We start from the raw sequence: 21485 nt of genomic DNA, 5'->3' as shown, positions 1-21485 counted from the left end.
CATGCCGGACCGGGACGCCGCTCTGGCGGACCTGCAACGCATTCCGGGCGTGGGGCCGAGCATTGCCGACGATCTCTACCGCCTCGGCTTTCGTGCCGCGAACGACCTGCGCGACAAGGACCCGGAAGCCATCTATCGAAGCCTCATGGCCCTTGAAGGCTGCCATGTGGACCGTTGCGTGCTCTACGTATTCCGTTGTGCCGTGAATTTCGTGACCAATGACGAGCAGGACCCCGACCGCCTCAACTGGTGGCACTGGAAGGACGACAAAAACTAACCAGCTGTATTTCAACGCTAAACAACAGGCCTAAAGTTTTTTGTATTTTTGTCGATAAAGACAATACGTCATGAGACAAAAAAACAAACAAGGAGGTTTGTTATGGTCGAAATGTCAGCAGTCCGCCCCCCACAGGACAGGCAGGACCTGGCTCAGGAAATGAAGAGCATCAAGAAGATGCGACTGCGCCGTCAGGTTTTTGAAAACCCTGAACTTTCACGAGAGCTTGTCAAGACAGAAGCAACAGCCACCTACAATGCCAACGGCAACCTGGTCCAAGCCGTCACCGGAGATCTCGGCAATGGCTGATGCAACCGGCAAAGCCGGAGAACAAACATGAACGGCCGAAAGCTTTATGCTTTCGGCCGCTTTTTCATTGTCCGAAAATTCTGAATCAAAGTCCGCACAACACACATCCATTTCTGCAACGTTTTCCGAAGCCCACTAATCATCCATGGACGGCTTGCGTCGCATGCGCTTCACCTGGCTCCGGCGCTTTTTTACGCGCTTGTCGCGATACAGGGATCCCTTGGTGGGAATGGTGGGTTTGCGCTTGGAGACCTTTTGCAGGGCCTCGCGCATGATCTCCACAAACCGGTCCACGGCCAGTTGACGGTTGCGGTTCTGCGACCGGAAATCATGCACGCTGATACGCAATACGCCTTTTTTGTCCATGCGACGACGCAACTTGCCTTTCACGACCATTTTCTGCAATTCGGTCAGGCTGCGCGTTTTTTCCACGTCAAAAAAAACCGTCACCCGCGTGGCCGTGGTATTCACATGCTGTCCCCCCGGCCCCGGAGAGCGGCTGAAGGAGAACCTGAGTTCTTTTTTGGGGATGGACACCCGTTCATTTATCTGAATCATTTCGCTCATGAACATATGATGCCATGGTCTGGCACCATACTGCAACCCGCCATTTTTTAGCGGTTGACAAGTGCCCGTGTTCGGGTACTGTCCGGCCAAATACCGAGAAGGAGTCTCACCATGTCCCAATGTCCCTGCGGGTCAGGCAAGGCGCTCGACGCCTGCTGCGGCCAATATATCGACGGAACCGCCCCGGCCCCCACGGCCGAAGCTCTGATGCGCTCACGCTACACGGCCTACGCACTGAATCAGATCGAATACCTCAAGAAAACCCTTGCCCCGGAAAAGCTTTCCGAGCACGACGACGAAGCCGTGCGTACCTGGGCCGAAAATTCGGAATGGATCGCACTGACCATTCTGGAAACGCGCAAGGGAACCGAAAAGGACGACGAAGGCGAAGTGGCCTTTGCCGCCAAGTTCAAGCAAAAGAACATGGTTCAGGAACACCGCGAACACTCCATTTTTCGCAAGCAGGACGGCCAGTGGTATTACGTGGAGGGCTTCATGCTGCCTCCCGAGACCGTGCGCAACGAAGCCAAGGTAGGCCGCAACGAACCGTGCCCCTGCGGTTCCGGCAAGAAATACAAGAAATGCTGCGGCCGTTAAGACCGCACCTCAGGCAAAAGAAAAGGCCGTCTCCGGAAAGGGGACGGCCTTTTTTGCGACTATATGGGATGGATCAGGATCCAACCATTTCCTTGAGCGCATTCTTGATGCCCTGTTTGTCAATGCCAACAAAGGAACGCAGTTGCTTTTGCGTACCGTGTTCCACAAAGGCGTCGGGCAACCCGAGCCTTCTGACCGTGCGGCCGCCCAGCAAGGCATTGTCGCTCAGGAATTCCAGCACCGCGGAGCCAAAACCGCCGGGCAGCGCGTTTTCCTCCACGATCAAAACGCTGTCGTGGTCCGCCACGAGCTCGCGCAGCATTTCCTCGGGCAGCGGCTTGATGAACCGGGCGTTGAACACCGTGGCTTCAAGGCCTTCCTCCGCCAGCTCAAGGGCCGCTTCCATGCAGGGATACACCCGCGACCCCAGCGTGATCACCAGAGCGTCCCTGCCCGTGCGCAAGGTTTCACCCTGCCCCACGGGAATGACTTCCGGCTCCGGGTCCACGTCCGCGCCCACACCTGTGCCGCGCGGGTAGCGCACGGCCACGGGGCCGTCCAATTCAAAGGCCGTAACCATCATGCGGGCCAGTTCTGCCTCGTCCTTGGGCGCCATGAATACCAGATTCGGAATATGGCGCAGATAACTCATGTCGAACGCGCCATGGTGCGTGGCCCCGTCCTCGCCCACAAGTCCGCCGCGATCAAGGAAAAGTTTCACATTGAGATTCTGCAGGCACACGTCATGAATTACCTGATCGTAGGAACGCTGCAGGAACGTGGAATAGATGGCCACTGCGGGCTTGAATCCCTGCGAGGCCAGCCCGGCCGCATACGTCACGGCGTGCTGCTCGCAGATGCCCACGTCCACGAACCGCTCGGGATGCTGCTCCCGGAAACAACTGGTTCCGGTGCCTTCGGGCATGGCCGCGGTAATGGCCACCACCTTCTCGTCCCGGTCCGCGATGCGACAGAGCATGTTGCCGAAGATTTCCGTGTAGGACGGGTAGGCCGCGCCCGGAAACTTGCGCGCAAGACCGGTTTCCGGCTCGAACCGGCCCACGCCGTGAAAATAGGTGGGGTTGTTTTCCGCGGGCTCGTACCCCTTGCCCTTCTTGGTCAGCACATGCACCAGAACCGGCTTGTTGATGCGGCGCACCTGCTCGAAAACCTTGGTCATTTCATCAATGTTGTGGCCGTCGATAGGCCCGACATAGGTGAACTGAAAGGCCTCGAACAACATGCCGGGCGTGAAAAACGACTTGAGCGAATCACCGGAACGCTTCACATAGGTGGCCAGATCCCCGCCGATACCCGGCACGTTGGCAACCCAGTTTTCCACGTCGTCCTTGAGCCGCTGCAAAAGCGGCGCGGACAGCTTGCGGCTCAAAAACGAAGACAGCGCGCCCACGTTCTTGGATATGGACATTTCGTTGTCATTGAGCACCACCACCATCTTGCGGCCCATGCCCCCGGCCTGATTCAGGCCTTCAAAGGCCAGCCCGGCCGTCATGGAGCCGTCGCCGATCACCGCCACCACGTCATGGTCTTCCCCGGCCAGATCGCGAGCCGTGGCCATGCCCAGCGCAGCGGAAATGGAGGTGGACGAGTGCCCCACGCCGAAATGGTCGTATTCGCTTTCGGCCATGCGCGGAAATCCGCTGATGCCGTCCAACTGCCGCAATGAGGAAAAGCGATCGGCACGCCCGGTCAGCAATTTGTGGGCATACGCCTGATGCCCCACGTCCCAGACGATCTTGTCCTGTTCGAAATCGTATGCCTTGTAGAGGGCAAGGGTCAGCTCGACGACCCCCAAAGACGGGGCCAGATGACCGCCGCTGCCCGAAACCTGCCGTATTATGGTCTGCCGCAACTCCTCGGCCAAGGCCTGGAGCTGCTTGGAATCCAATGCCCGCACGTCTGACGGACACTGAATACCGGATAGCAGTTCACGTGATTCTTCCATGTTGCTCATAAGGTGTTCAAAGTAGGCCAATCAGTAAACCCTGTCCACAATGTAGCGCGCCAGAAGGGTCAGAAATTCACTTTCCGGGCCATGATATCCGCAAAGGTGCCCCACGGCACCGTCCACATGGCCTCGCGCCAGTTCGCGGCTTTTGTCCAGCCCCACCAACGCGGGGTAGGTGCTCTTGCCCTGTTCCTCGTCGCTGCCCACGGGCTTGCCCAGCGTGGCCTCGTCGCCCACCACGTCCAGCACGTCGTCCACGATCTGGAAGGCCACGCCCACGGCCCGGCCATATTCACGGGCATTGCGCACATCCTCGTCCGGGGCACCGGAAAGAATGGCTCCGCACTCGCAGGCCGCGGTGATGAGCGCGCCGGTCTTCATGGCGTGCATCTGCTGCAGTTCCTCAAGCGGAACCTGACCTTCGCGCCCCGTGAACTCCATGTCCACAGCCTGTCCGCCCACCATGCCCCCGGACCCGGCGGCACGGCCCAGCACATTCACGGCCCGGAGCACGCGGTCGGCCGCAAGGCCGCCCTTCACCCCGGCCTCGGTCATGAGCACGAAGGCCTCGGTGAGCAGGCCGTCACCGGCCAATATGGCCGTGGCCTCGTCAAATTGCTTGTGGTTGGAGGGCCGCCCCCGGCGCAGGTCGTCATCATCCATGGCCGGAAGATCGTCGTGAATCAGCGAATAGGTGTGGATGCACTCCAGACTGGCGGCAAAGGGCATGGCCGCTTCGGCATCACCGCCCAGCAGCTCGCACCACGAAAGCGCCAGCACCGGGCGCAAACGCTTGCCCCCCGCCAGCAGGCTGTAGCGCATGGACTCCAGAAGACGGGCCGGAATGCCGCGCTCCTCAAGGCATTGCGAAAGATATTCCTCCACGCTCCGCGCACGTTGCGCCAGCATCTGTTTGGCCGTCATCTAGTCGCCCTCCGGTTCGCCGCCATGTTCCGCGGCCTCCAATACATCGAACTCCTTGAGCAGGCCATCGCCCAGCACCTTGACCTCATGCCGCGCGGATTCCAGCTGCGCGCCGCAGGCCTTGGCCAGCTGCAGCCCCTCGCGATACAGGGCAACCCCTTCCTCAAGAGGCAGTTCCCCGCTTTCCAGCCGGGTCACGATGCTCCTGAGCCGCTCCAATTTCTGTTCAAATGTCTGTTCGCTCATGGCGACAGCCTCCGTCATGCAATGTATTTTCTCCGTTCCGAACATGGCCGCCGGATGACGGCAAACATGCCTGAAGCAATATCACTCCTGCGCCACGACTGCGTCACCGCCGTCTTCCTGCATGAAAAAAAGCGATTCCGGGTCGATGGGCACACCCTGCACAAACACGGAAAGATGCAAATGCGCGCCCGTGACGCGCCCGGTGGCTCCGGAGAGGCCGATCTTCTGGCCGCGCCGGACCTCGTCGCCCTGCTTGACCAGCACCTTGGACATGTGCACGGACATGGAGACCACGCCGTTTCCATGATCGATATACACGCAGTTGCCCGCAAAATAGAAATTTCCCACCAGCACGACCCTGCCCGCCTCGATGGCATGGATGGGCGATCCCTGCCAGGCACGGAAATCCAGCCCCCAGTGGCGGCGTTTGGTATCGCCGTTGAAGGTCCGGCGCAGGCCGAAACGGCTGAGCATCTTTCCCTTCACCGGCAGGCAGAACGGCACATGCCAGCGGCGCGCCGGGCTTTGCACGGACGTGGCCTCGCGGGCCAATTTGCGCTCGGCGGCGATGCGGGCCTGCACCGTTTTGGGCGGCTTGACCATCTTGGGAGCCACGGTCAGGGTTTCAGTGCCATATTCATGGTCCGTCACGCGCACCAGCTTCCGAAAACGCCGCTTTTCGCCGCGAACAACCGTTTCCACGTCCAGCGCATACAGGCCGGGCTTGTCCCGCAGTCCGGTCCCCAGCATGGCGACCGACGAAACGCACCCGTCCTTGCGGACAAGCTCGGGCGCCACCGAGACCCCATCCCAGAACAGAGTCAGGCCTTCAAGGCCGGCACCCGCTGCCACACGAACGAGAAAGGGTTGTCCCACACCCACTTCGGCGGGCATGCGAACGTCCACGCCGTCATGGGCAGCCGCGGAAAAAACGGTCAACGCCACAAGGGCAAGGGCAAGGGCAACAGGACGAAGGCGAATCATGAAAACCTCGTGAAAATGATGCATTCCTGGCTGTGGCTACTCAATGAGTTGATCGGCCCGGTGTGAAAACAGGGGAGCCGGGTCCACCAGCCTGCCCTGCACGCCGATGCTCAGATGCAGGTGCGCGCCGGTCGCGCGGCCCGTGGAGCCGGAAAGGCCCACGACCTGCCCGCGCTGCACGGTATCGCCCTGTTTGACCTTGAATTGTGACAGATGGAAATACATGGAAACCACGCCGTTGCCGTGATCCACATACACGGAGTTGCCTGCGTAGTAATGATTGCCTTCAAGGATGACCGTACCGTCGGCAACGCACTTGACGGGCGTGCCTGTGGGCGCGCTGAAATCCATGCCGCGGTGGGGATTCTTGGGTTTCTTGTTCAGATAGCGCCGCAGTCCGTACACGCTGGTGACGCGGCCGTCCACCGGGCGCAGGAACGGCAGGGTCCAATGCCGCACCGGAGTGACCGTGTTACGTGCCTTGGCAATGACCTTCCGCTCCGAGGCGATGCGGTCGTAGACCTCCTTGGGCGGGGTGACCATCTTCTTGGGCAGGGTCAAATCCTGCCGGGGGAACGTCTTGGCCGCCACAGTGATCTTTTTCTTGAAGGTCCGGCGCGTGCCGTCGATGCTGGCGGTCACCACAAGATCGGCCGGACCGGCCTTGGCATTGAGAACGTCCGTCCCCAGCATGGTCATGGCAATATGCTTGTTGTTCCACACGGAAATGCCGGGCACGACCTCCTTGCCCAGCCAGTAGACCACCACTTCCTCCAGCACGGCGGAAGAGGTCAACCGCACGAGGAACGGCTCGCCCACGTCCACCGCGTCCGGCGCGGCCAGCATAAGCTGCGGCTCGGCAGCCGTGGCGTTCACGTCCGTGGACAGGGTCACGTCGTCCCCGTCCTGCAAGCCAAACTGGGCAAACGCCGTGCCCGCAAACAAAAACACCATGGCCGCGACCACTGTCCATATGCGCCTGTCGATCATCTGTTCTCCTCGGATTCTTCGGTGACCCGTGCGGTAACGGAGCCTTCCCGCACGCGGATATCCAGCACGTCGCCCGGTGAGACCTCGCCGGGACTCCTGAGAAATTTGCCGCTGTTGCGCACCCGCACAAGGCCATAACCCTGCTCAAGGGGACGCTCCGGGTTCAGGGCCGCCAAGGAAGCGGCCGTTGTCTCAAACCCGGCGGAAGCCCGTTCCAGCAGGCGGTCCATGGCATTTTGCAGCCCATGTACCAACCCATCCACTTGCTGCCCGCGCCGCTCCACAACGTCCGCGCCGTGCGCACGCGCCAGCCGCTGGACCAACGCCGCTGCCCGGCCGTTCTTTTCCCGCACCAATCGTTCCGCAGCACCATGCAGCCGCATACAAAACGATTCCAAGGCCTCCTGCTGCCGGGCCAGCCTGCGGGCGGGAGAAAGCAACACAAGCGCCCGCCGCAACTGGGCGAATCCGGCTTCGTGGTCCCGCAGCATGGCATGGTACGCGCGCGAAAGCGCAATTTCAAGCCGGTCCACGCTCTGCATCAATGTCTCGCGCCGGGGCCAAAGCTCCTGCGCGGCATGGCTCGGTGTGGCCACTCGCCGGTCGGCCACGAAATCCGCAATGGAAACGTCCGGCTCATGGCCCACGCCGCAGACCACCGGAACCTGCGAGCGGAAAATCGCATCCGCAACCGGCTCGGTGTTGAAGGCCCAGAGGTCTTCCAGCGATCCGCCGCCGCGAATGAGTACAACCGCTTCGGCCCACTGGTCTTCACCGACCATGTCCAGAGCCCCGGCTATCTGCTCCGGGGCCTTGTCCCCCTGCACCAGGGTCGGATAAATGCGGATTTCCGCGCCGGTTCCGCGCGTTTCGGCCAGCCGCAAAAAGTCACGTATGGCCGCGCCATGCGGCGAGGTGACCACGGCCACCCGCGCCGGATCGGACGGCACGGCCATCTTGCGGTCCTCGTCAAAGTACCCCTTGTCCGCCAGCTTCTTCTTGAGCGCTTCAAAGGCCATGCGCAAATCGCCCACGCCCTGCTCCTGCACCAGTTCGGCAACAAGCTGGTACTGACCGCGCGGCTCGAATACGTTCAGCCGTCCGGCGCAGAGCACTTCCATGCCGTCTTCAAGCCGCTGGCTCAGGCCGGGACCGACGCTTTCCTCCACCTCTCCGGTCAGCGGATTGACGGCCTCGCCGCCACGGGATTCGGGCTCGGTGGCCCGTTGCGCTCCGCGAAACCAGACAGTGCCCAGCACAGCATCGCCGTCTGTCAGGGAAAAATAGATGTGCCCGCTGGCCGGACGGGCAAGGTTGGTGACCTGCCCGCGCACCCAGACAAAGGGGAATTCCGCCTCCAGCAGGTCTTTCACTGCGCGGGTCAGTTCGGAAACGGAAAGAATGGCAGACAAGGCGGGCCTCCGGCGGCCAAAGAACCTTTTCCAAAAGATTCTTTGGAATCTCCAAAACGTTTTCTCGATCCAGCGCCTTGGGCGCTTCATGGGGGCAGGGTCACGGCCTTGGGTGCCTTTGTTCCCCCGAAAATATCCCTACTCGGTGACCACGGCCACGCCCGCGCCGATCATGACCGCTCCGGCGCTGCGGTTGACCAGCTTCCAGAGCCGGGTGGAACCGGCGGCCCTGCGACCCTTGCCCGCCAGCCAAGCATAACCGACCATGGTGGCGAACACCGTGGGCAGAATGATGCAGGCAACCAGAGCCATGTTCGCGCCGTCCAGCTGCGCCATGTTCACGAAACCGGGCAGAAAACCGCAATAAAAAGCAATGACCTTGGGGTTGCTCAGGCTCACGCACATGCCGCCCAGCAGGGTCCGGGCATAGCCCTTGTGCGCGGAAGCCGCAGCAGACTCCCCGTGATTCGCGGGCGGCTTGGCCAGCCAGCAGCGTACGCCCAGATAGATGAGATAGGCCGAACCCGCGAACTTGAGAATCACGAAGGCGTCGCCCATGGTGGAGGCCACCCAGCCCATGCCGAACATGGCCAGCATGAGATACACGAAATCGCCCATGACCAATCCGGCTCCCCAGAACACGCCCGTGCCGAAACCGCGGGCAAGGCTCTGGGCGATGAGCGCGGTCACGCCCGGTCCGGGCAACAGCGCAAAAAGAAATGAAGCCACGGCCAATCCAACGGCCCCTTCGATGGTCATGATGCCTGCCCCATGCATTGCGCCCAACGCAATGCCGCCAAAACGTTTGGGAAAGGGGGGGCCGGAGGAAAACCGTTTCCAAAAGGTTTTCCCCCAGCCTCCTACTTCCTTATTTCAAACCCCAAGCCTGCCAGATGGACTCGCGCCACTGGGCAAAGGCTTCGGCAAATCCGTCCAGCGGCAGCTCGATGCGCTCGCCGGACTTGCGGTCCTTGGCCTCGACAATGCCGTTCTTGAGACCCTTGCCGCCCAGCACCAGCTGCATGGGATAACCGATCAGGTCGGCGTCCGCGAACTTGACGCCCGGGCGTTCCTTGCGGTCGTCGTAGCAGATGTCCACGTCCATGTCCTGAACAGCTTCGTACAGTTCCAGCGCCTTTTCGTTCACGGCCTCGTCCTTGCCGCCCAGCGAAATCAGGCAGACCTCGAACGGTGCGATGGACGGCGGGAAAATGCAGCCGTTTTCATCGTGGTTCTGCTCGATGGCCGAGGCCACGATGCGCGAGATACCGATGCCATAGCAGCCCATGATCATGGTCTGGTCCTTGCCGTTCTCGTCCAGGAAAGTGGCGCCCATCTTCTCGGAATACTTGGTGCCGAGCTTGAAGACATGGCCCACTTCGATGCCCTTGGTGAACTCGATGGCCGCGCCGCATTCCGGGCAGGGATCGGATTCGGTGATGACCCGCAGATCGGCATACTGCTCCACCTCGCAATCGCGCGAAAGGGACAGATGCCGCACATGGGTATCGGCCTTGTTGCCGCCCGCAATCCAGTCCGTGGCGTAGCGCAATTCGTTGTCCGCCACGATGCGCACACCCTTCTTGAGGCCGTGCGGCCCGGCAAAACCCACGGGAGCGCCGGTCAACTCGCGGACCATGGCTTCGTCGGCCATGTCGATCTCGTTGCCGCCCAGCAGGTTGCGCAACTTGGCGTCGTTGATTTCGCGGTCACCGCGAACCAGCGCTGCCACAGGCTCGCCGTCCACAACGAACAGCAGCGTCTTGACCAGCGCGGCAGGGTCAACGCCCAGAAATTCGCAGACCTCTTCCACGGTGTGCTTGTCCGGCGTGGCGACTTCTTCAAGTTCGGCGCAGGCATCCTCGCACACCTCGCCCGATTCGACCACCTTGGCCTTTTCGAGGTTGGCCGCGAAATCGCAGGCCGAGCAGGAGGCGATGGTGTCCTCGCCCGTGTCGGCCAGCACCATGAACTCGTGGGAAAAGTCGCCGCCGATGGCCCCGGAATCCGCCTGCACGGGCTTGAAGCGCAGGCCGATACGCGCAAAGGCCTTCTTGTAGGCCTCGAACATGATCCAGTAGGATTCCTCGGCCCCGGCCTCGTCCCTGTCAAAGGAATAGGCGTCTTTCATGATGAATTCACGGCCGCGCATGAGCCCGAACCGGGGACGGATTTCATCGCGGAACTTGGTCTGCACCTGATAAAGATTCAGGGGCAACTGCTTGTAGGACCGCACCTCGCCGCGCACCAGATCGGTGATGACTTCCTCGTGCGTGGGACCGAGACAGTAGTCACGGCCGTGGCGGTCGTTGAAACGCAGCAGTTCCTTGCCGTAGTAGTCCCAGCGGCCGGTCTCCTGCCACAGGTCCGCGGGCTGCACCGAGGGCATGAGCACTTCCAGTGCCCCGGCCCGGTCCATTTCCCGGCGCACGATGTTGGCCACCTTGTTGACGCTGCGCAGGCCGAGCGGCAGGTAGTTGTAAATGCCGCTGGTGAGCTTGCGGATCATGCCCGCGCGGATCAACAGCTTGTGGGAAACCACTTCGGCCTCGGAAGGGGCCTCCTTGAGAGTGGGAATATAATACCGGGACAACTTCATCCGTTGTTTCTCCTTTCTTGCAGAAACGCATCTATTTCTTTCATGAATTCGGGCAGAAGGTTTGCATCGCCCTTGACCTTGCGAATAACCTCGCCCTTTTTGAAAATCATGCCCAGACCGCGGCCGCCCGCAATGCCGATGTCGGCCTCGCGCGCCTCGCCCGGTCCGTTGACCACGCAGCCCATGACCGCCACGGTGAAAACCTCGTCCACCCCGCGCAGGGCTTCCTCCACCTTGTCGGCCAGCCCGATGAGATCGATCTCGGTGCGGCCGCAGGTGGGGCAGGAAACAATCTCCGGGCCGCGCTGGCGCAGGCCCAGTGAACGCAGGATTTCCCATGCCACGCCGGGTTCTGCCACGGGATCGTGGGTCAGGCTGACGCGCAACGTGTCGCCCAGCCCCTGCCACAGCAGGATGCCCAGCCCCACGGACGACTTGACCGCGCCGCGAACCAGCGTTCCGGCCTCGGTGATACCGATGTGCAGCGGGTAATCCACCTTTTCGGCCAGCAGCTCGTAAGCCCGCACCGTGGTCAGCACAGAGGAGGACTTGAGCGAAATCTTGGTCTGGTGAAAGTCGCGCGCCTCCAGCAGGGCAATGTGCTCCATGGCGCTTTCCACCATGGCCTCGGGCGTGGGACCGCCGTACTTGGCCAGCAGGGTCTTGTCCAGCGAACCGCCGTTCACGCCGATGCGGATGGGCGCGCCCTGGTCCGCGGCCGCACGGACCACGGCATCAACCTTGTCCTCGCCCCCGATGTTGCCGGGGTTGATGCGCAAACCGTCCATGCCCGCATCCAGTGAAGCCAGAGCCAGCCGATAGTCGAAATGAATGTCCGCAATGAGCGGCACCGGCGACTGGAAGCGGATGGCTTCCAACGCGCGGGCGGCCTTCATGTCCGGCACGGCCAGACGCACGATCTCGCACCCGGCCTCGGCCAGTTGGCGGACCTGCGCGGCTGTTGCGGCCACGTCGCGGGTGTCCGTGTTGCACATGCTCTGCACGCGGACCGGATTGCTCCCGCCGATGCCGACTCCGCCGACGCTGATGGTTCGTGTTTTCCTGCGTTCCATAAGGTTGGGGATGGTACTGCATTCGCAACCGAAAGCCAAGCGAACGCACGGCGACACAACGAAAAAGGCCATGCGGCCTCAAGGCAGGAAAGGCCGGGCTGTCCGGGCTGGCCCGAACGTCAGCAGCGCACCAGCTCAAAGCCGAGCCGGGCGCTCAAGGCACACGCTCCAAAAGCAGGGAGGCGTCGAAATCAAACACGGCATACCCCACGGACAGGGTCGGGGCAAAGGATCGCGCAGCATGGACAGCTCTTTCCACAAGCAGAGACAGCAGGTCGGCGCGGGCCGGGTCATGGGCCACGGACTCCAGCACCTGCCGCGCGGTATTGGCTCCGGCGGCTTGGCGTGCCAGCTCCGGGGCTATTCCGGCCTGTGCGCAACTATCTGAAAGCATGGCGAAATCAACGGGATGCGTTTTGGCGTGCGTGTATTCAAGCCCCTGCGCGTGCTTGACCAGCTTGCCGAAAAACATGGCCCAGCGCACCTCGGCAAAACCGCGCTCGGCTGCCGCGCGCATGGAAAAGGCGAAAAAATCAGCGGCCTGCACCATGGCCAGCTCCGGCGTGTCCGGATAACGCTCGGCATAAAAGCGTTCGCTCCTGCGGCCGGTGGTGAAGACCACCCTCTCCAGCCCCTGCGCCCGGGCCACGTCCAAGGCCTCGGCAATGGAAGCCTTCCACGAATCATGGGAATAGGGCCGCACAATGCCGTGCGTACCCAGAATGGAGATGCCGCCCACAATGCCCAATCGCGGGTTCATGGTTTTTTGCGCAATGCGCTCGCCTTGCGGCACTTCCACGCGCACGATCACGCGGCAGGATTCCAGGTCCTCGACCTCCTCGCGCACGGCCATTTCAATCTGTTGGCGCGGGGCGGGATTGATGGCGGCCCGGCCCACGGCCACGGGCAACCCAGGCAGTGTGACCCGGCCCACTCCCCTGCCGCCGTGCACGCATACGCACGGCCCGTACGCATCATTGTCACAGTCCAGCGACACCACGGCCTGAATCTCGCATCCGTGGGTCACGTCCGGGTCGTCGCCGCCGTCCTTGATCACGGTCACGCGCACGCCTTCGGCCCCAGCTTCCCCGAACTGAACGGATTCCAGCGCATGAATGGGTACCCCGAGCCGGTTTCCGTCCGGCAGGGGCGTATCCGCTATCGGCAGTTTTTGGCCGGAGAGCAGATAGTGCACACCTGCCTTGGCCGCGGCCGCGGCACAGGTGCCGGTGGTGTATCCGTTGCGCAGTGTTTTTTCAGCAGACATGGGTGTGATGATTGGAAATGACGTTGGTCATGGTATTGGAAAAATACCGTTTTTTCACGGTGCGGGCGGCTACAGCGGCGGAACCCGCTTGGGATGTTCATAAAGGAACACGCCCGCTGCGGAGACGATGTTTTCGATCATGTTGGTGAACAGCACCATGTGCAAGGGATACAGGCCGTACCAGTAAGCCAACCCGAACAGGCCGCGCGGCATGAAGCTGGCCTCCATGCGCAGTTCCACCATGTTTTCCCACTCGGGTGTAAGACGGAATTCCAGCACGGCCTCGCCCGGCAGACGCATTTCCGCGCGCAACAGCAGGCGGCGGTTCTCATCCACATCCACCACGCGCCAGAAATCAAGAGCATCGCCCACCCGCGTTTTTTCGGGATCGCGGCGGCCCCGCGAAGTTCCCGGCCCGGCCATGAGACGGTCCAGCCAGCCGCGCAGCCGCCAGAGAGGGTCGCCGTAATACCAGCCGTGCTCCCCGCCGATGCGCTCCACGGTCTTCCACACATGGCTCACGTCCCCCTGAAAGCGGGCCGCAAAACATATCTTCTTGACCGTGCCCCCGGCATAGGGCGCGTCGTGGCGCGCCGCCCACTCGGGAATGCAGGCATCGCCCACGTCAAAACAATTTGAATCCACGGCCATATGCTCGGTCTTCTGCAGGGCGCGGCGTATGGCCACACGGCAGGAAACCAGTTCCTGCGGGACCATCTCGCGAATGCGCTCGTCTCTGCACACCACCTCGTTGCGCAACCCGTCCACCAGCGGCCGCACCAGCCCCACGGGAACCGGGGTGATCAGGTTGACCCAATAGGAAGACAGGCGCGGCGAAACAAAGGGAACGGCTATGAGCTTGGGTTTGCGCACACCCGCTTCCTCGGCATACAGGGAAAAAAGCTCGGCATAGGTCAAAACGTCCGGACCGCCGATGTCCAGTGTCTGGCCTGCGGTATCCTCGTTTTCGAGGCACCCTTCCAGATAGCCGAGAACATTGCGGATGGAGATGGGCTGGCACAGGGTGTTGACCCAGCGCGGGGTCAGCATCACGGGCAGGCGGTCGCACAGGTAGCGCAAAATCTCGAAGGAAGCGCTGCCCGAGCCGAGCACCATGGCCGCACGCAGTGTGGTGCACTCGGCCTGCCCCAGCGCAAGAATGCGCCCGACTTCGGCGCGGGACTGCAGATGCTTGCTCAGGGGTTTTCCTTCCTGATCCTCGCCAAGGCCGCTGAGATAGATGATGCGGCGAAGCCCCATCTCGTTGGCGGCTTCCACCATGTTGTAGGCGGCCTTGCGGTCCATGTCGGAAAAATCGCCATGCCGCTTGGTCATGGAATGGACGAGATAAAAGGCAGTGTCACAGCCCTGCACGGCACGCATGAGCGAGGATGGATCGAACATGTCCGCCTGAACGGGCTCAAGCGCGGGGTGGCTGCCCCACGGCCGGGCCATGATCTTGTCCACGGACCGGCCGGCCGCACGAACGCGAAATCCCTTTTCCAGAAGCAACGGCACAAGGCGGCCGCCCACATAACCGGTGGAACCGAGAACCAGAACCCGTTTGCCGTGCTTCATGTCAACCTACCACCAATCCTGTTCTTCCCATCCCTTTGCCTTCATGCACTTTTCAAACAGATCGGCCCGGGCGGTTTCATTGCCGGGATCATCGGCGAAGGTGTTGTCCACCTCCTGCCGGCACTGGGCCGAATGTTCCTCGAAAAGTTCATCCTGCTTGTGCGGGTCCGCAACGTTCGGGTTGACCCAATCCGTTGTACGGCACGCGCCCAAAAGCAACATGACCAGCAATGCGGCCGGAATGAAAAACGTGTTTCGGATCATCCTTTCCTTCATTCTTCCTTCAACTCCCTGCCCATGAGTTCCTTTACAGCCTGTCCCGGTTCCTTGCCTTCGTAAATGATTTTATAGACCTGCTCGGTGATGGGCAGCTCCACGCCCTTGGCGCGGGAAAGGTCATACAGGGACTTGGTGGTCTTCACGCCCTCGGCCACGGCCTTCATCTCGCCGGTGATGGCCTCGAGGCTCATGCCGCGCCCCAGCTTGAGGCCAACCTGACGGTTGCGCGAAAGGTCGCCCGTGCAGGTCAGCACAAGGTCGCCCATGCCGGAAAGACCCATGAACGTCTTGGCGTCCGCGCCCATGGCCTGTCCAAGGCGGCTCATTTCGGCCAGCCCGCGCGTGATGAGCGCGGCGCGCGCATCAAGGCCGAACTCCAGCCCGTCCGCAATGCCCGTGGCAATGGCCATGACGTTCTTCATGGCCCCGCCCAGCTCCACGCCCCGGTAATCCGTGGTGGAATACACGCGGAAAAACGAATTGGAAAACAGCTCGCGCAGTTCGCGGCCAAGCTCCGGGTCCGCGCAGCCCAGCGACACGGACGTGGGCATGGAACGTGCCACCTCCGCCGCGAACGAAGGCCCGGAAAGCACCGCGTACCGCGGACCGGCCCCGCGCAAGGCATCCTCCACAACCACGGACATGGGCGAAAGCGTGTCCAGCTCGATGCCCTTGCTGGCGCAGACCACCACCGGATTCTCGCCCATCAGTTCGCGAAAGCCCGCAAGCGAGGCCCGCAGAAACTGGCTGGGAATGACCACCAGAAAAACACCGGCTCCGGCAAAGGCTTCCTGCGGATCGCTGGTCACGGCCAGTGCGTCGCTCAGGGCAACACCCGGCAAAAACGTTCTGTTTTCACCGCTTGTGCGGATATCGTCGACAACCTCGGGCTCGCGCGCCCACAACACGGTGTCGCGACCAGCCCCGGCCAGCATGCTTGCAAGGGCGGTACCCCAGGCCCCTGCGCCAAGCACTGCTATCTTCATAAAAATGGTTCTCCTGATTTGGAAATGAAACGTCCGGGCAGACTACCCGGCCACGGCGCATCTGGCAAGGCAAGGCAGGATCAAAACGGATTCCCCTGCCCCCGGATTCATCCGGCACATGCGGCAGAAAACCCAAAAAAACGCGCTCACGGCTTCTTTGCCCAAAGAATAAATACCGGATTCTGCGCCTTGAAACGCAAATCTCCGGCCAGCCGATCCGAGGCATTGGCCTGCAGCTGGGTGACCCCGAACTGCCAGCCCTGCTTTTCCATGGACGCACGCGCCTCCAGCAGGGTGTCCAGCAGGATGCAGTGCAGCACCATGCGCCCCCCGGACTTGAGACGGTCGCAAGCGGTCTGCAACAGGCCCGCACCCTGATTGGACTCGCCGCCAAGCCCGCCGCCGATGAAAATCCGGTCCGGATCGGGCAACGGCGCAAGGCAATCGGGCATGGTTCCATGCACCACCTCCACCATCCACGCCCCGGTGCGGCGCTGGTTCTCGCGAATCATGGCCGCGCGGGTCTTGTCGCGCTCCACGGCATACACATGCCCGGTACGCGCCAGATGCGAAGCCTCGATGGCCACGGACCCGCACCCGGCACCGAGATCCCAGACCACCGAGCACGGCTCCACGCCCAGCAGGGAAAGCCCGGCCGCGCGCACGGGCAATTTGGTAATCAGCCCACGCTGGTGCAGATAAAAATGATCGGGAATCCCGAGATGCAGCGTCAATTCCGGCGGATACTCCCGCTCCAGAAAAACGATATTCAGGGCCGAAAATTCCATGCCCCATGTTTCCTGAAGCCCGAGTTGACGCACCTGTTCCTGTTCGGTGCCGATATCCTCGAGCACGGTCATGAGAAAGCCGTCCGCGCCACGCTCCAGCATGGCCCGGGCCACTTCGGCCGGTCCGTTGTCGTGATCCGTGAACACGGCAATGGTGTCCGAATGCACCAACGCGGCAAAAAGCGGCGTGTAGTCGCTGCGCCCGTGCAGGGAAACAAAGGCGGTCCGCTCCCAGCTCACGCCGAGCCGAGCCGCGGCCAGCTGCACGGTGGTCAGCGAGGGCAAAACGCGCAGATTCTCGCGCCCCAACTCGCGGGCAAGAGCCTTGCCTATGCCGAAAAACAGCGGATCACCGTCCGCCAGCACCACCACGCGCCTGCCGGATTCCGCCACAGAGCGCACGGTTTCCAGCACCGCGGAAAGCGGCGAGGTTACGGCCAGCCGCTCGGCCTCCGGGCACCACACATGCGGACAGGCGTCCAGCAACCTGCGCCCGCCCACCACCAAAGCGGCGGACGACAGCATGTCGCGAGCCTCGGGCACAAGGGACAAATCGCCGGGGCGCAGGCCCAGCACCAATACGGGTTCCTTGAAGAACATGCGTTGTTCTACAATGTTACGGCCCGGTATGGAAGTAAATTCCGGCTCAAGGCACTCGCAACCTTGCCTTTGTGCGCCGGGCGGGTCACATATGCACGATGCACGCTCGAAAACACGAACGCGGCCTGTGGGCCTGGGCCATGTACGATTGGGCCAACGCCGGCTTCTGCACACTGGTGCAGACCTTCGTGTTCGCAGCCTATTTCACGCGCTCGGTGGCAGCGGATCAGGCCACAGGCACGGCCCTGTGGGGCAATACCATGGGCATCGCCGGGCTGTTCATCGGCGTTGGCGGGCCGCTGTTGGGCGCGCTGGCCGATTCCTCGGGCCGCCGGAAACCGTGGATCGGCGCGTTCACCCTGCTCTGCGTCTCGGCCACGGCCCTGCTCTGGTTCGTGCGTCCGGCGCAGGAATACGTGCTCCCGGCAATGGTACTGGTCTGCGTGGGCACCATCGGCTCGGAGTACGCCAACATCTTTTACAACGCCATGCTCCCGGACCTGACCGAACGTTCGCGCATGGGCCGCTGGTCCGGCTGGGGCTGGGGCATGGGCTATGCGGGCGGGCTGGTCTGCCTCGTGCTGGCCCTGTATGGCTTTGTGGACAAAAATGCGTTCATAAGCCTGCCCAGAACCAACGCCGAGCACGTGCGGGCCACCATGCTGCTTTCCGCGCTCTGGTATCTGGGGTTCAGCCTGCCCCTGTTCCTGAAAACGCCGGACACGCCATATACCGGACGCAGTCCGCGTCAGGCCGTGGGCAATGCCCTGCGCCAATTGCGCTCTTCATTGGTCCGGATCCGGGAATACAGGCATATTGCACTTTTCCTGCTGGCGCGCATGTTTTACAATGACGGACTGACAACCATGTTCGCCTTCGGGGGCATCTATGCGGCCGGGACCTTCGGCATGCCTGCCAGCGAGGTCATCCTTTTCGGCATCGGCCTGAACGTGACAGCCGGGCTGGGCGCGGCGTTTTTCGCATGGCTGGACGACACGTCCGGCCCCAAAACCGTGATCACGGGGGCGCTTCTGGGCCTGATCGGCTGCGGCCTGGCCATGCTCACGGTGCAGACCAAATTGATGTTCTGGATTTTCGGTCTGTTACTCGGTATATTCGTAGGCCCGGTGCAGGCATCCAGCCGCACGTGGCTGGCCCATGCGGCCCCGCCCGGGCTGCGCACCCAAATGTTCGGGCTGTTTGCGCTCTCCGGCAAACTGACCAGCTTTGCCGGCCCGCTGCTCGTGGGATGGCTCACACTGGCCTCCGGCAGTCAACGCGTGGGCATGGCCGCGGTCATTGCGCTCTTTGTTGCCGGATTTGCGCTCATGGCCATGGTGCCCCGGGCAAAAAACACACACCAAACCGTTCCAGGGAGGGACGACAATGCCTGATTTCCATCTTTTTCTGAATGACGACGAAAAGAAATATCTCAAGGAACTGGTCACAAAGTCCATCGCCGACCAGTTCGATGGCCGCGACGAATTGCCGGAAGCACCAAAATCCGAAGTGCTCAAGCGGACACTGGGCGCATTCGTGACCCTCAAGATCGACGGCCACCTCCGGGGCTGCATCGGCAATGTGCAGGGCACGGGCCAGCTCTTCACCACCATATGGGAAATGGCGCGCGCAGCGGCCTTTCACGATCCGCGTTTCCCGGCCCTGACCCGGGAGGAACTGGATAAGGTCGAAGTGGAAATCTCCATCCTCGGCCCGATTCAGGAATGCCATTCCCCGCACCAAATTCAGGTGGGCGTGCACGGCCTGATTGTTTCACGCGGAAACAAGAGCGGCCTCCTTCTGCCGCAGGTGGCCACGGAAAACGGCTGGAATTCTGAGACCTTCCTCGCCCAGACGTGCGCCAAGGCAGGCCTTGCCGCGGACGCATGGAACAAGGTCGGTTCCACCCTGTTCTGGTTCGAGGCCGTGGTTTTCTAGCATCAGGAAAAATAATCATTTTGCAGGCGATTGATTTCAGATATACGGGGTCTGTATTCAATCGTCTTTTTCCGTGCTCAAGGGGGAGTGCATCTGACAAAAGGAAAAGACAGGGATGGGGAAATCGTGCAAACTGCGCAAAAAATAGAACAAACGCAGTCAGTCAAGTCCTCGGACAAGAAAGTGTCCAAGATGGCCGGCGTGAACCTCGAACTCGCTCTCGGAAACGACCTCGTGGTCATGCTTCCGGGTCGTTCCGGCGGGTTTCGGGGAACCATCGTGGGGTTCGATCCCTACGAATACATCGTGGCCAACGTCCGGCTGCCCCAATCCGTGCGCGCCGGCCTGTCCTACCGGGATGAAATCGTCATCAAATACCTGCACGAAGGCACTGTTTACGGCTTCCGGTCCAACATCCTCAACCACATCACACGGCCCGCTCCGCTCATTTTCTTCGTCTATCCGGACAGCATAGAAAAGCTGGACCTGCGCCAGGCCTCGCGCTTCAACTGCAGCATCGACGGAACCGTATACACCATGGAAGGCAAGGGCTATGATTGCCTCATCCTCAACGTCAGCGAAACGGGCTGCATGGTGGCCGCGTCCGTGAACGCGCGCGACCCGCTTAACACCATCGACGTGGGCCAGGACATGCTCGTGGCCATGCAACTGGGCAATCTCGGCACGCTCAAGCTGCCCATTGCCGTGAAAAACGTTTCCAAGGAAAAGGGAACCCTCCGTTTCGGTTCCATGTTTCTGGACATAAACGAAGAAGAAAGGGAACTGCTCGTCAGGTACGTGGAAAAGATCGAGCGGCTCAGCCAATAGCCGCCGGACAGGGACTCGGGATGATAAAAAAGATCTCCGTGGACGAACTCGCACCGGGAATGGAAGTCGTTCAGCTCAGCGCAGACGTATGGCAACAACTTCCGTACCTGTACACCAAACCCGGCATCATCAAGGATGAGGCCGAGGTTCGACGCATTCGCGCCAAGGGTTTCCTGCAGGCCTTCATCAGGCTTGCCCCGGCCCCGGAGAACGCCCGGCTTTCCGACGAAGAGCGGCTTGAAAAGCTGCTGCGCACCCGCGAGGAGCACCTCAAACGCAAGCCCCGTGCCCCTTTTGTCAAAACCATTGAAAAAGCGCGCAAGGCATATGCCAAGGCCCTTGACCAGACCAAGCGGATCATCACGGATGTGAAAATGGGACGGCAGGTGGACTACCGTTCCTCGGCCGAAGCCCTGGACGGGGTCATCGAATCCGCCATCCAGAACGCCGACACCATCGTCTGCCTGTCCAAGCTCTCACGCTATGACTCCTATACCTATTCCCACAGCATCAACGTGGCGGCCATCGCCGTTGTTTTCGGGGAATACGTCGGACTTTCACGCGAGGAACTGACCACGCTGGGCGTTGCGGGCATGCTGCACGATCTGGGCAAGACCGCCATCTCCAACAGGATCATCAACAAGCGGGGTCGACTGACCCGCAGCGAATTCGAGGAAATCAAGAAGCATCCGGTCTACGGGCTGAACATCCTGAAAAAAGCCAGGGAAATGCCGCCGGCCGTGTTGCGCGCCGTGGAGGAGCACCACGAAAAATTCAACGGTTCCGGCTATCCGCACGGCCTTTCCAAAGACGACATCAGCGTATTCGGACGCATACTGAGCATGGCCGACGTATACGACGCCCTGACCAGCGACCGTTCCTACAAGAACGCCATTCTGCCCAACAAGGCGCTGGCCATCATGTACGGCATGCGCGACCAGGATTTCAGCGCCCGGGAGGTACAGCTGTTCATCAAATGCCTGGGCATCTTCCCGTCCGGCAGTTTGGTGCGGCTGAGCACAGGCAATTACGGCGTGGTCTTTGAAAGCAACCCGGAAAAGCCCCTGCTCCCCAAGATCAAGGTCATTCTGGACGAGGATCTGAGCCCGATTCCGGCAAAGCTGGTGGATCTGGCCGTTCCGGACAACGGCAGCGCACTGAAGATAGTTGATTGTGCCGACCCGGCGCAGTACCAGATCAACCTGCGCCCCTATTTTCATTCACGCGAGGAACGGCCCCCGCTGGAAGGCATGGACTGAACCGGTCCCGCCTGC

At 61.5% G+C, this 21485-nt stretch carries 22 protein-coding genes; 7 read left to right on the top strand and 15 right to left on the bottom strand.

Annotation, left to right across the window (positions count from 1 at the left end):
* The first annotated feature begins 1 nt into the window (after position 1).
* Together F8A88_RS01575 and F8A88_RS01570 are read left to right on the top strand one after the other, a co-directional pair.
* Positions 2 to 277, top strand: a complete 276-nt coding sequence (locus F8A88_RS01575) for a helix-hairpin-helix domain-containing protein (RefSeq protein WP_151149201.1) — start codon at positions 2 to 4, stop codon at positions 275 to 277.
* 102 nt (positions 278 to 379) lie between these two features.
* Positions 380 to 586 (top strand): hypothetical protein, encoded by a 207-nt coding sequence (locus F8A88_RS01570; protein WP_241667307.1) that lies wholly within the window; start codon positions 380 to 382, stop codon positions 584 to 586.
* Positions 587 to 721: 135 nt separating this feature from the next.
* Here F8A88_RS01570 and arfB read toward each other — a convergent pair whose 3' ends face one another.
* Positions 722 to 1153, bottom strand: a complete 432-nt coding sequence (gene arfB / locus F8A88_RS01565) for an alternative ribosome rescue aminoacyl-tRNA hydrolase ArfB (protein ID WP_241667306.1) — start codon at positions 1151 to 1153, stop codon at positions 722 to 724.
* A gap of 111 nt (positions 1154 to 1264) precedes the next feature.
* Here arfB and F8A88_RS01560 point away from each other — a divergent pair, with 111 nt between their 5' ends.
* Complete coding sequence (locus tag F8A88_RS01560) at positions 1265 to 1750, top strand: YchJ family protein (RefSeq protein WP_151149199.1); 486 nt, start codon at positions 1265 to 1267, stop codon at positions 1748 to 1750.
* Between the two features lie 73 nt (positions 1751 to 1823).
* Here F8A88_RS01560 and dxs read toward each other — a convergent pair whose 3' ends face one another.
* From dxs to cbiE, 14 genes are all read right to left on the bottom strand, one after another.
* A complete protein-coding gene (gene dxs, locus F8A88_RS01555) occupies positions 1824 to 3725 on the bottom strand; it encodes a 1-deoxy-D-xylulose-5-phosphate synthase (protein WP_151149197.1) in 1902 nt (633 codons plus the stop codon).
* Positions 3726 to 3746: 21 nt separating this feature from the next.
* Positions 3747 to 4643 carry a polyprenyl synthetase family protein gene (locus tag F8A88_RS01550; protein ID WP_151149195.1) on the bottom strand — a complete coding sequence of 299 codons (897 nt, stop codon included), beginning with the start codon at positions 4641 to 4643 and terminating at the stop codon, positions 3747 to 3749.
* Positions 4644 to 4889, bottom strand: a complete 246-nt coding sequence (gene xseB / locus F8A88_RS01545) for an exodeoxyribonuclease VII small subunit (RefSeq protein ID WP_151149193.1) — start codon at positions 4887 to 4889, stop codon at positions 4644 to 4646. It abuts the gene before it with no gap.
* A gap of 81 nt (positions 4890 to 4970) precedes the next feature.
* Positions 4971 to 5873: a M23 family metallopeptidase gene (locus F8A88_RS01540; protein ID WP_161598302.1), complete on the bottom strand. Its 903-nt coding sequence runs from the start codon at positions 5871 to 5873 to the stop codon at positions 4971 to 4973.
* A gap of 36 nt (positions 5874 to 5909) precedes the next feature.
* A complete protein-coding gene (locus F8A88_RS01535) occupies positions 5910 to 6863 on the bottom strand; it encodes a M23 family metallopeptidase (protein ID WP_241667305.1) in 954 nt (317 codons plus the stop codon).
* Positions 6860 to 8275, bottom strand: coding sequence for an exodeoxyribonuclease VII large subunit (xseA, locus tag F8A88_RS01530; protein WP_151149189.1), 1416 nt, complete (start codon positions 8273 to 8275; stop codon positions 6860 to 6862). The genes F8A88_RS01535 and xseA overlap by 4 nt, the downstream gene beginning before the upstream one ends.
* 138 nt (positions 8276 to 8413) lie before the next feature.
* The gene (locus F8A88_RS01525; protein ID WP_151149187.1) at positions 8414 to 9034 is read right to left on the bottom strand and encodes a LysE family translocator; all 621 of its coding nucleotides are present in this window, start codon (positions 9032 to 9034) and stop codon (positions 8414 to 8416) included.
* Between the two features lie 109 nt (positions 9035 to 9143).
* Positions 9144 to 10874, bottom strand: coding sequence for a proline--tRNA ligase (locus tag F8A88_RS01520; protein ID WP_151149185.1), 1731 nt, complete (start codon positions 10872 to 10874; stop codon positions 9144 to 9146).
* Positions 10871 to 11947, bottom strand: a complete 1077-nt coding sequence (gene ispG / locus F8A88_RS01515) for a flavodoxin-dependent (E)-4-hydroxy-3-methylbut-2-enyl-diphosphate synthase (RefSeq protein ID WP_151150219.1) — start codon at positions 11945 to 11947, stop codon at positions 10871 to 10873. Before ispG ends, F8A88_RS01520 begins: the two co-directional genes overlap by 4 nt.
* A 154-nt stretch (positions 11948 to 12101) precedes the next feature.
* Positions 12102 to 13214, bottom strand: a complete 1113-nt coding sequence (cbiD, locus tag F8A88_RS01510; protein WP_151149183.1) for a cobalt-precorrin-5B (C(1))-methyltransferase CbiD — start codon at positions 13212 to 13214, stop codon at positions 12102 to 12104.
* A gap of 69 nt (positions 13215 to 13283) precedes the next feature.
* Positions 13284 to 14792 carry an SDR family oxidoreductase gene (locus F8A88_RS01505; protein ID WP_151149181.1) on the bottom strand — a complete coding sequence of 503 codons (1509 nt, stop codon included), beginning with the start codon at positions 14790 to 14792 and terminating at the stop codon, positions 13284 to 13286.
* A 6-nt stretch (positions 14793 to 14798) separates the two neighbouring features.
* A complete protein-coding gene (locus F8A88_RS01500; protein ID WP_151149179.1) occupies positions 14799 to 15068 on the bottom strand; it encodes a hypothetical protein in 270 nt (89 codons plus the stop codon).
* Positions 15065 to 16057, bottom strand: a complete 993-nt coding sequence (locus F8A88_RS01495) for an NAD(P)H-dependent glycerol-3-phosphate dehydrogenase (RefSeq protein WP_151149177.1) — start codon at positions 16055 to 16057, stop codon at positions 15065 to 15067. The genes F8A88_RS01500 and F8A88_RS01495 overlap by 4 nt, the downstream gene beginning before the upstream one ends.
* A 146-nt stretch (positions 16058 to 16203) precedes the next feature.
* Positions 16204 to 17445: a precorrin-6y C5,15-methyltransferase (decarboxylating) subunit CbiE gene (gene cbiE / locus F8A88_RS01490; protein ID WP_151149175.1), complete on the bottom strand. Its 1242-nt coding sequence runs from the start codon at positions 17443 to 17445 to the stop codon at positions 16204 to 16206.
* A 98-nt stretch (positions 17446 to 17543) separates the two neighbouring features.
* On the opposite strand from cbiE, the gene F8A88_RS01485 reads away from it, so the two are divergent.
* The 4 genes from F8A88_RS01485 to F8A88_RS01470 all read left to right on the top strand — a co-directional run bounded on the left by F8A88_RS01485 (position 17544) and on the right by F8A88_RS01470 (position 21470).
* The gene (locus F8A88_RS01485; protein WP_151149173.1) at positions 17544 to 18839 is read left to right on the top strand and encodes an MFS transporter; all 1296 of its coding nucleotides are present in this window, start codon (positions 17544 to 17546) and stop codon (positions 18837 to 18839) included.
* Positions 18832 to 19383, top strand: a complete 552-nt coding sequence (gene amrA / locus F8A88_RS01480) for an AmmeMemoRadiSam system protein A (protein WP_151149171.1) — start codon at positions 18832 to 18834, stop codon at positions 19381 to 19383. Before F8A88_RS01485 ends, amrA begins: the two co-directional genes overlap by 8 nt.
* Positions 19384 to 19575: 192 nt before the next feature.
* On the top strand, positions 19576 to 20211 hold the full coding sequence (locus F8A88_RS01475) for a flagellar brake protein (RefSeq protein ID WP_151150218.1): 636 nt from the start codon (positions 19576 to 19578) through the stop codon (positions 20209 to 20211).
* 20 nt (positions 20212 to 20231) lie between these two features.
* Positions 20232 to 21470 carry an HD-GYP domain-containing protein gene (locus tag F8A88_RS01470; RefSeq protein ID WP_151149169.1) on the top strand — a complete coding sequence of 413 codons (1239 nt, stop codon included), beginning with the start codon at positions 20232 to 20234 and terminating at the stop codon, positions 21468 to 21470.
* Positions 21471 to 21485 lie beyond the last annotated feature (15 nt).

It is taken from the genome of Pseudodesulfovibrio senegalensis (genome assembly GCF_008830225.1).
Taxonomy (GTDB): domain Bacteria; phylum Desulfobacterota; class Desulfovibrionia; order Desulfovibrionales; family Desulfovibrionaceae; genus Pseudodesulfovibrio; species Pseudodesulfovibrio senegalensis.
This window is presented reverse-complemented; position numbering and strand designations above follow the sequence as displayed.

Coding starts and splice junctions, on each gene's coding strand:
- F8A88_RS01540 (WP_161598302.1), bottom strand. CDS start 5,873: ATGATTCGCCTTCGTCCTGTTGCCCTTGCCCTTGCCCTTGTGGCGTTG.
- arfB (WP_241667306.1), bottom strand. CDS start 1,153: ATGAGCGAAATGATTCAGATAAATGAACGGGTGTCCATCCCCAAAAAA.
- F8A88_RS01475 (WP_151150218.1), top strand. CDS start 19,576: ATGGCCGGCGTGAACCTCGAACTCGCTCTCGGAAACGACCTCGTGGTC.
- F8A88_RS01575 (WP_151149201.1), top strand. CDS start 2: ATGCCGGACCGGGACGCCGCTCTGGCGGACCTGCAACGCATTCCGGGC.
- F8A88_RS01485 (WP_151149173.1), top strand. CDS start 17,544: ATGCACGCTCGAAAACACGAACGCGGCCTGTGGGCCTGGGCCATGTAC.
- xseB (WP_151149193.1), bottom strand. CDS start 4,889: ATGAGCGAACAGACATTTGAACAGAAATTGGAGCGGCTCAGGAGCATC.
- F8A88_RS01570 (WP_241667307.1), top strand. CDS start 380: ATGGTCGAAATGTCAGCAGTCCGCCCCCCACAGGACAGGCAGGACCTG.
- amrA (WP_151149171.1), top strand. CDS start 18,832: ATGCCTGATTTCCATCTTTTTCTGAATGACGACGAAAAGAAATATCTC.
- F8A88_RS01520 (WP_151149185.1), bottom strand. CDS start 10,874: ATGAAGTTGTCCCGGTATTATATTCCCACTCTCAAGGAGGCCCCTTCC.
- F8A88_RS01560 (WP_151149199.1), top strand. CDS start 1,265: ATGTCCCAATGTCCCTGCGGGTCAGGCAAGGCGCTCGACGCCTGCTGC.
- F8A88_RS01550 (WP_151149195.1), bottom strand. CDS start 4,643: ATGACGGCCAAACAGATGCTGGCGCAACGTGCGCGGAGCGTGGAGGAA.
- F8A88_RS01505 (WP_151149181.1), bottom strand. CDS start 14,792: ATGAAGCACGGCAAACGGGTTCTGGTTCTCGGTTCCACCGGTTATGTG.
- F8A88_RS01500 (WP_151149179.1), bottom strand. CDS start 15,068: ATGAAGGAAAGGATGATCCGAAACACGTTTTTCATTCCGGCCGCATTG.
- F8A88_RS01535 (WP_241667305.1), bottom strand. CDS start 6,863: ATGATCGACAGGCGCATATGGACAGTGGTCGCGGCCATGGTGTTTTTG.
- cbiD (WP_151149183.1), bottom strand. CDS start 13,214: ATGTCTGCTGAAAAAACACTGCGCAACGGATACACCACCGGCACCTGT.
- F8A88_RS01470 (WP_151149169.1), top strand. CDS start 20,232: ATGATAAAAAAGATCTCCGTGGACGAACTCGCACCGGGAATGGAAGTC.
- dxs (WP_151149197.1), bottom strand. CDS start 3,725: ATGAGCAACATGGAAGAATCACGTGAACTGCTATCCGGTATTCAGTGT.
- F8A88_RS01495 (WP_151149177.1), bottom strand. CDS start 16,057: ATGAAGATAGCAGTGCTTGGCGCAGGGGCCTGGGGTACCGCCCTTGCA.
- ispG (WP_151150219.1), bottom strand. CDS start 11,947: ATGGAACGCAGGAAAACACGAACCATCAGCGTCGGCGGAGTCGGCATC.
- F8A88_RS01525 (WP_151149187.1), bottom strand. CDS start 9,034: ATGACCATCGAAGGGGCCGTTGGATTGGCCGTGGCTTCATTTCTTTTT.
- cbiE (WP_151149175.1), bottom strand. CDS start 17,445: ATGTTCTTCAAGGAACCCGTATTGGTGCTGGGCCTGCGCCCCGGCGAT.